The sequence below is a fragment of the Trichothermofontia sp. genome (assembly GCF_053493415.1).
Genome location: NZ_JBRCAD010000042.1, coordinates 1 through 8,645 on the forward strand (window position 1 = coordinate 1; position 8,645 = coordinate 8,645).

The following is an 8,645-nucleotide window of genomic DNA, read 5'->3' on the forward strand; positions in this document are numbered from 1 at the left end:
TCTCCCTCCTTGCCATCCCCCCCAGCCGCTCCCCAACCAGCGAGCCATGGCACGCCCTTTCAGCAGGGGACCGCAGCCCTACAAGTCGGAGATTGGGAGACCGCGATTCGGTGCTACCAGGCCAGTCTCGCCACCCATCCCCAGTCCGGTGCCGCCCACCATAATTTAGCGGTTGCCCTACGTCTCCAGGGCGAGGCTGATCATCTGCCCCTAGCGATTGAACACTTCCGGCAGGCGATCGCCCGCCAAACCCCAACGGCAGGGATGCACTATAACCTGGCCAATGCCCTGCGGGATGCCCAGGATTGGTCGGCGGCGATCGCCCACTATCAGGCGGCCCTACAGTTACAACCCAATTATCCCGAGGCGGCCCTAGGGTTAGGGCAGGTCTATGTAGCCCAGGAAAACTTTGCCGCCGCGATCGCCACCTATGGTGAGTTACTGGATCAGCGGCCCGACGACGCCGAAGCCCATGAGCAATTAGGCAGGGCACTGGCGGCCCAGGGAGAAGCCGTTGCCGCCACCATCGCCTACCAGCAAGCCAATCGCCTGCGTCACCGTCATACCGTTGATCATCACCAACCCTCTACCGTGACGGTATTGTCCCCAGAAACCGCAACGACCCCTGCCATCTGGCTCAGTCGCGATCGTGATTTAGATCTCGACGAACTGCGAGCCTTATTCGAGGCCGTGGCATGGCCTAACCGCCCCCTACGGCAACTCAAACAAGCGCTTCAGCATAGTGTGCAGGTGGTCACCCTGTGGGCCAGTCAGGCGGAACAACGACGGCTAATTGGCTTCGCGCGGGCAACCTCGGATCAGGTATTTAATGCCACCCTCTGGGATGTGATGGTCCACCCAGACTATCAAGGTCAGGGTTGGGGAAAAGCCCTTGTGCGCCACCTTATGCAGCAATTGGCCAGCGAGGACATCCACCAGATCAGTTTGTTTGCCGATCCACCGGTCGTTAATTTTTACCGACAGTTAGGGTTTATCCCTGATCCAACCGCCAAACAACACTTGGTTCTCTACCTGGATCAACCTCGATAGCCGTGTGACGCCTGTGATCGATTGCGGCTGAGTACCGCCTAGTAGCAGCCCTGGGCCGCCGGGAAGGCGAGATAAAGTGGAATGCCCCCCATCAAGACCGCGTTACGATCGCTGAAGATCGAGCCTTTCAGCACATTGGGAATCGCTCACTGTAAGCAATCGCATTACCCATCATGGCTCTCCCCTCAGGGCAATCCCGAATAGTTCACCTGTCCGAAAGACTGTAAAAATTCTGTAAAATCAGATCACGTAGGTGGCGACAGTGCAGTATAATCTAGGCTATGGAAAGTAAATTTAAGTCTGATCCCGCTATCGTCCATTCTTGTAAATATCACGTTACTTGGTGTTCCAAGTATCGGCGGAAGGTATTGATTGAAGGCGTAGACAAGCGGCTAAAGGAAATTCTCAAGGAAATCTGCGACCAATTTGAGGCAAAACTCATTGAAGTCGAAGTTATGCCAGATCATGTGCATATCCTAGTTGAGGTTGACCCAAAGTTTGGCATTGTGAAGCTGGTCCGCTACCTCAAGGGTCGCTCCTCGCGGCGGCTACGGGATGAGTTTTCCTGGTTAAGAAGTCGGCTACCGACATTGTGGACAAAAAGCTACTTTGTCGCGACGGTGGGGGTGGCTCCCTTATCTGAGATTGAACAGTATATCGAGAGCCAGAAAAACGTTTAGGGACACCGTTTATTCACCTTATTCGCCGCTAGGCAGGCTAACCTGTCGAGGGAAGGGGGAGGGGATAGCGATCGCGCAAAAATTCCAGCGCTTCCGTGCGATCGCGGATGACCCCATCGAGGGTAGCGGTATGCAGTTCATCCAGCATTAACTTAAATTGGCGACCGGGTTTATAGCCCAGTTGTTTGAGGTCGTGGCCATCTAACAGCGGCTTGAGGTGGGACCAGGTGGTGAAATATTGCCATAGGTAGCGGCGGATGGGGCGATCGCTGCGGCAACCCACTAGGATCAGCAGTTCCCTGGTATAGGGCATCAGCACGTTGACCACTTGACTGGGCTGCGCACACGTCGGTAACGCTTGGGTGATCTGGGTCTGGACGGCTTCCAGATGTTGCAACCGTTCAATACTGGATATCGGTAATTGCATCCCCGCCGCGATCGGGCCGCGTAAGGGGGGATCTAGGTGGGCCAGGATCAACTCCAGTAAGACTTGCCAATGGGAGAGGGTGTGCTGGGGATCGAAGCGGCGTAACCAGCGATCGGCCCGTCGCAGTTGCCACCACAGGTCATCATCTAAATGCAGGCTACTGTGAATACATTGCAGGGCATCCAGATCCCCCAATAGCCGGAGGGCGGAGGGCCAATTGGCCGATTTCAGAATGTATTTCAACTCCATTTTTAAGCGGGTTTGCAACGCGGGTGCCCGTTGGGCCTGCTGCTGCATCTGGGCGTAGATGCCACTGGCGATCGCATGGCGGATATACTGCTCAGTCTGATCATCCAGGTGAAAGCCTAACCGCACGGCAAATCGGACGGCACGGTAGATACGGGTTGGGTCTTCGATGAAACTATTGGCATGAAGGACGCGGATATTCTGGGCTTGGAGATCATGCAGGCCGCCAAAAAAGTCCAGCAGTTCCCCAGAGCGCGGCGGCGTCAGGCGAATGGCCATCGCATTGATGGTAAAGTCGCGGCGGTAGAGATCCTGGCGGATGGAACTGGCCTCCACCTCCGGGTTGGCGGCGGGGTAGGGATAAAATTCCGTGCGAGCGGTGGCAATGTCAATCATCAACGAGTCCAGTACCGGGTGCTTGTGCCACACCAAGGCCGCCGTTTGGAATTGACCGTGGACCTGAAGGCGGGATTCCGGGTAGGTTTGCTGTAGGACTTGGGCAATCTCGACCCCAGCCCCCACCTGGGGAATGTGTTCAAAGCCATCCACGACAAGATCAATATCATCCAGCACCAGGGGTTCCCCCGCTGGAGCCAGCATTAAGGTCCGCACGCCGCCCCCCACCAGGTACAGGTGCCACCCTCGTTGCTCGGCTGCCTGGGCCGCTGTCATCAGGATGTCCCACAACGCCGGTTGGAGCGAATGCTGGAGCCGTTGCCAAATCTCGCGGGGGAGGGGACAGTAGGCACTGGGGGCGATGGCGGACGAGCGGGTACCAATGGTTTGGGTTTGGTGCAACTGCCGCAGCACATCCGTGCGCGTCACGATGCCAATCAGGTTACCTTGGGCATTGAGCACTGGGAGGCGACCAATGTCGTAGGTCACCATCAGGTCTTCGATTTCCGGCAGCAGGGTATCGGGGGCGATCGTGCGGGGGTTGCGGGTCATGTAGCCCCGGACGGGGGCATGGCTAAACCCGTGGTGCAGGGCAATATCAATATCGCGCCGGGAAATAATCCCCACCAGTTGGTCGGCCTCGTTCACCACCGACAGGCCAGAGTGGCCATAGCGCAACAAAATCCGCTGGGCCTCGCCGATCGTCGTATCCGGACGAATCGTGCGCACTGGCGAGGACATCAAATCTCGCGCCGTGGGCGGTTGGGGCAACTGGTGGCGCACTTGGTCTAGGAGTTGGGGTAGGATGCTGTCCGGGTCTACATCCCGCAGGGTCAAGGCTGCCGCCGTGGCATGACCGCCGCCCCCCCAGGGTTCAAACACCTTGGCCAGATTAACGGCCTCCTCTGGCCCCTGGCTGAAGGGGGGAACACGGGCACGCCCAATGATCGTGAGCCGACTGCCCTTCCTGCTGCTAAGGCGGTAGTAGCTGGCCAGGAGCAACACGTCACTTTCGGTTAAATCCATCAACCGTGCCGCCAAACTGGATAACCCAGGGGCATATCCCGGCGTATCCAGGACCACCCATGCTAACTGCTGACCGGCCACCACTTCGGTTTGGATCGTTTCCAGGGCCGTCGTTAACAGGGTTTGCAGGCGAGGGGACAGCCCCGGTTCGACGAATTCCGCGATCGTGCGTAAATTAGCGCCCTGCTGCATCAACCAGGCGAGGGCCAGGGCATCGCGATCGGTCGCCTGCTCATAGGTCAAGGACCCCGTATCCACATGAATCCCTAGGGCCATCACCGTCGCCTCCGCCACCGAGAGGGTCACCTGCTGGGCTTGGAGATGTTCAACGAGCAGCGTACTGGTCGATCCCACGGGTTCAATTTGGACCCATGTGGCAGGAATATCCCCTTGCACATGGCAGTGGTGATCGTAGAGAAAAATCTCAATCCCATCTAGGGTTAACCATTCGGCAGCCTTTCCCAGGCGATCGCGCTGTTGGGTATCCACAATGGTCAGCGATCGAATCAGGCGGGGATTGACCGATCGCCGTTCGATCAAGGGATATTCATCCCGATGGAGGGCCAGGAATTCCTGCACCCCTGGATGACACCCTCCCGTCAGGACGATCCGGGTTCCTGGCCGTAGCCGCGTGACCCCCACCGCTGCCCCGAGGGTATCGAAGTCCGCCGTTGTATGACAAAGCACTAAATCCATTAACGCCACGATCGTCAACCCACTTTGCCGCGTCACTTTTCTGATAGCCTAACTACTGGGGGGCGATTCCAACTGCATGGGACGGCCCAGGATGTCGCTGTTGGCGACCGCACTAATAAAACAACTGTTGTTTGGGAGCAGGGATTTATGACGATCGTATTTCAAATTGCACTGGCTGCCCTCGTGCTGGTGTCTTTTGTGATGGTAGTTTGGGTGCCCGTTGCCTATGCCTCGCCGACCAATTGGAACCAGTCCAAGCAGCTAATCTTTGTTGGGTCGGGCCTGTGGGCAGCGCTGGTGATCCTGGTTGGGGTTTTGAACTACCTAGTGGCCTAGTCTCCTTACCAAGCTTGTTGTGGGTTAGGTACTCCAGCCAACAGGAAGGCTCATAGGCGAGATGCCGATACGGTACGCACCCTGGCAGGCGGGACGCCTACCCCACAAACCAAGGCTCTGGTAAGCGAGATGCCTACCCCACGGGAATGCTGTTTTGCAGGCAGGATGCCTACCCCACCAACCGATTGAATTTCTCCACTCCACAAGCAATGGCCCTAGGAAACCCACGGCATGGCTGTTTTTGAAGGCTCGTTTACCGATACTGAAACCCTGCGATTTGCGATCGTGATTGGCCGCTTCAATGACCTGATCACGGGTAAATTGCTGAGCGGGTGCCAGGATTGTCTGAAGCGTCACGGGGTCGATCCAGAGGGTAGCCAGGTGGATTATATCTGGGTGCCGGGGAGTTTTGAGATTCCCTTGGTGGCGCGGCAAGTTGCCCTTACCTATCGCTACGATGCGGTGATTTGCCTGGGTGCGGTGATCCAGGGGCAAACGCCCCATTTTGACTATGTATCTGCCGAGGTATCGAAGGGGATTGCAGCGGCGGGGTATCAGACGGGGGTACCCGTGATTTTTGGCATTCTCACCGCTGATACGATGCAGCAGGCCCTAGAGCGGGCGGGGATTAAGAGTAATAAGGGCTGGGATTACGCCATGAATGCGATCGAGATGGCGAGTCTCATGCGGCAACTGAAGCAAAAAGGGGGAATTGAGGTCACCCTGTCCGGCGCGATCGCGGGGAAAATCCCGCCCTCCTTACCCACTTCCCTATGACCTTCCCCTTTCCTGGCATGAACCCCTATCTGGAAAATCCGGCGCTCTGGCCAGAGGTTCACGCCTGGTTGATTGTGCAACTCGCTCGCACCCTCAATCCCATCCTCACCCCCAAATATCGAGCCGCCGTCGAACAGCGGGTTTACCGCGATGCCCTGCTGGTGGGTATCCCAGATGTGTCTGTTTTTCAGCAGCAGCCAGAATCCGCAAACACCACAACCCTCACCCGCTCCAGCAGCCAACCCCTGACCGTCACCCTGCCCATGCCGGACGAAGTGCAGGAACGCTATCTAGAAATTCGACAGATCAGCACTGGCCAAGTGGTGACCGTCATCGAAGTCCTATCGCCGAAAAATAAGCGTCCCGGCGAGGGTCAAACTCAATACACAGCTAAACGCCTGCAAGTCCTCGCAAGCCAGAGCCACCTGATTGAAATTGATCTCCTGCGCACAGGGGACCCGCCGTTAATGGCTGGGGGGGTTCCCGCTGACTATCGTATCCTCGTCAGTCGGGCTGATGAGCGGCCCCAAGCCCAACTTTATCCCTTCAACTTAAGAGACCCGATCCCCCTTTTTCCCCTGCCCCTCCAACCCGGTGACCCCGAACCCACGATCGCCTTGCAGCCGCTCTTGCAAGCTATTTACGACGAAGCGGCGCTTGATCTCGTGATTGACTATCACCAGCCCCCCATTCCCCCGGTGATGGACAGCGATTGGCAATGGCTACAAACCTGTATCCCGGAAGATTGAGACTGGGTTAGGCAGGCGCTACGAACAGTTGAGGCTATGATCGGGACAGTGCTGAGACGCTGGCCGGTTGAGCGATCGCTTGGCAACGCCTAGGGCGTATCGTAGAGTGTCACCGTTCCCGCTGCGTCGCCGCCGATGATAGGAGAAACCTGCCCCACCATGACCACCGAATTGGAAACCGAGTTACGCCGTGCCGTTGATCAACGCCGCAATTTTGCCATTATTTCCCACCCCGATGCCGGGAAAACCACGCTGACGGAAAAACTCCTACTCTACGGGGGGGCCATCCACGAGGCTGGAGCCGTTAAGGCCCGTCGCAGCCAGCGTCATGCCACCTCGGACTGGATGGCAATGGAACAACAGCGGGGCATCTCCATCACCTCCACCGTACTGCAATTCTTCTATCGGGGTTATCACATCAACCTGCTCGACACCCCCGGTCACCAGGACTTTAGCGAAGACACCTACCGCACCCTCGCCGCCGCCGACAACGCCGTGATGCTGGAGGATGCCGCCAAGGGCCTCGAACCCCAAACCAGCAAGTTGTTTGAAGTTTGCCGCCTGCGGGGATTGCCAATCTTCACCTTTATTAACAAGATGGATCGTCCGGGTCGGGAGCCGTTGGAACTCCTGGATGAAATCGAACGGGAACTGGGCCTCCACACCTATGCCGTCAACTGGCCGATCGGGATGGGCGATCGCTTCCAGGGGGTATTCGATCGCCGTCATCGCCAAATTCACCTGTTCGAGCGCAGTCGCCACGGCAGCCGCGAAGCCACGACCACCATCTTGGATCTGGGTGATCCGCGTCTGGAAGAGTTAATTGACCAGGACTTGTACTACCAATTCAAGGACGACTTAGAGCTACTCGAAGAAGTAGGCACCGAACTCGATCTAGAGCAAGTCCACCGGGGCAAAATGACCCCCGTCTTCTTTGGCAGCGCCATGACCAACTTTGGCGTGGAACTGTTCCTGGATGCCTTTTTGGCCTATGCCCTGAAGCCCGAAGGTCGCAATAGTAATTTGGGCCACATTGAGCCGACTCATCCGGAATTCTCCGGCTTTGTCTTCAAACTCCAGGCCAACATGGACCCCAAACACCGCGATCGCATTGCCTTTGTGCGGGTTTGTTCCGGCAAATTCGAGAAGGACATGGTCGTCAACCATACCCGAACCGGCAAAACCGTGCGCCTCTCCCGGCCCCAAAAACTCTTTGCCCAAGAGCGCATATCCCTGGAGGTCGCCTACCCCGGCGATGTCATTGGGCTGAATAATCCCGGCGTATTCGCGATCGGCGACACCATCTACACCGGCTCCACCGTCGCCTTCGGTCCTGAACCCCCCCGCTACGAAGGCATCCCCTGCTTCTCCCCCGAACTCTTCGCCTACCTGAAAAACCCCAACCCCTCCAAATTCAAGCAATTCAGCAAAGGCGTTTCCGAACTGCGGGAAGAAGGTGCCGTACAAATTATGTACTCCACCGACGAAAGCAAACGCGATCCCATCCTGGCTGCCGTCGGCCAACTCCAGTTTGAAGTCGTCCAGTTTCGGATGCAAAACGAGTACGGCGTCGAAACCCTACTGGAACCCCTCCCCTTCACCGTCGCCCGCTGGGTTGAAGCCGGTTGGGATGCTCTCCAAGCCGCCGGTCGCCTATTCAACACCGCCACCGTCAAAGACAACTGGGGCCGTCCCGTCCTCCTCTTCCGCAACGAATGGAACTGCCAACAAATCGAAGCCGATCACCCCAAATTGAAACTACGCGCGATCGCCCCCCTCACCTAGGCATTGAATTTTGAATTTTGAATTTCCCCCCTTCGTGCTTCTTTGTGCCCTTCGTGCCTTTGTGGTTACTCCCACCTTCAAGACAGCCCAGATGGCTATCCCACAAGATAAAGTCCATGCCCGCCCATGACTGCCCCGATCGACCCCCCCTCCGATTCACCCAACCCAACCGTCCAGGCCGATCTGGCCCAAGGACTCCAAGCCCTCAACCAGGGCAACTATGAAACTGCGATCGCCTGCCTCGAAGCCGTCTGCCAAGCCTTACCCACCAACCCCATCCTGACACGGGCACAGATGGGCCTCGTACTGGCTTATGCCAAAACAGGCCGAGAAGCCGATGCCCTGATCCTGTGTCAATCCCTCCTCAACGATCCCGATCCCACCGTGAGCCAGTGGGCCGATCGCAACCTCACCAGCCTTTACCTGGAATTCCCCGCCCTGTCCGCCTTCCCCACCGAGTCCTCCCCGGCCCAGGAT

At 57.5% G+C, this 8,645-nt stretch carries 8 protein-coding genes; 7 read left to right on the forward strand and 1 reads right to left on the reverse strand.

Going from position 1 to position 8,645, the window contains the following annotated elements:
* Together ACWIUF_RS04165 and tnpA are read left to right on the forward strand one after the other, a co-directional pair.
* Positions 1-1,050, forward strand: a 1,050-nt coding sequence (locus ACWIUF_RS04165; RefSeq protein WP_448570970.1) for a GNAT family N-acetyltransferase, incomplete at its 5' end; no start/stop codon positions are given.
* 281 nt (positions 1,051-1,331) lie between these two features.
* A complete protein-coding gene (gene tnpA / locus ACWIUF_RS04170) occupies positions 1,332-1,730 on the forward strand; it encodes an IS200/IS605 family transposase (protein ID WP_448570971.1) in 399 nt (132 codons plus the stop codon).
* A 37-nt stretch (positions 1,731-1,767) separates the two neighbouring features.
* Here tnpA and ACWIUF_RS04175 read toward each other — a convergent pair whose 3' ends face one another.
* Entirely contained in the window at positions 1,768-4,557 is a 2,790-nt protein-coding gene (locus ACWIUF_RS04175; RefSeq protein ID WP_448570972.1) for a CBS domain-containing protein, read from the reverse strand.
* A gap of 111 nt (positions 4,558-4,668) precedes the next feature.
* Here ACWIUF_RS04175 and psbZ point away from each other — a divergent pair, with 111 nt between their 5' ends.
* From psbZ to bamD, 5 genes are all read left to right on the forward strand, one after another.
* Entirely contained in the window at positions 4,669-4,857 is a 189-nt protein-coding gene (gene psbZ / locus ACWIUF_RS04180; RefSeq protein WP_448570974.1) for a photosystem II reaction center protein PsbZ, read from the forward strand.
* Positions 4,858-5,088: 231 nt separating this feature from the next.
* A complete protein-coding gene (gene ribH / locus ACWIUF_RS04185) occupies positions 5,089-5,634 on the forward strand; it encodes a 6,7-dimethyl-8-ribityllumazine synthase (RefSeq protein ID WP_448570975.1) in 546 nt (181 codons plus the stop codon).
* Complete coding sequence (locus ACWIUF_RS04190; RefSeq protein ID WP_448570977.1) at positions 5,631-6,383, forward strand: DUF4058 family protein; 753 nt, start codon at positions 5,631-5,633, stop codon at positions 6,381-6,383. Before ribH ends, ACWIUF_RS04190 begins: the two co-directional genes overlap by 4 nt.
* 159 nt (positions 6,384-6,542) lie before the next feature.
* Positions 6,543-8,168: a peptide chain release factor 3 gene (prfC, locus tag ACWIUF_RS04195; protein ID WP_448570979.1), complete on the forward strand. Its 1,626-nt coding sequence runs from the start codon at positions 6,543-6,545 to the stop codon at positions 8,166-8,168.
* Positions 8,169-8,294: 126 nt separating this feature from the next.
* On the forward strand, positions 8,295-8,645 hold a 351-nt coding region (gene bamD, locus ACWIUF_RS04200; RefSeq protein ID WP_448570980.1), incomplete at its 3' end, for an outer membrane protein assembly factor BamD.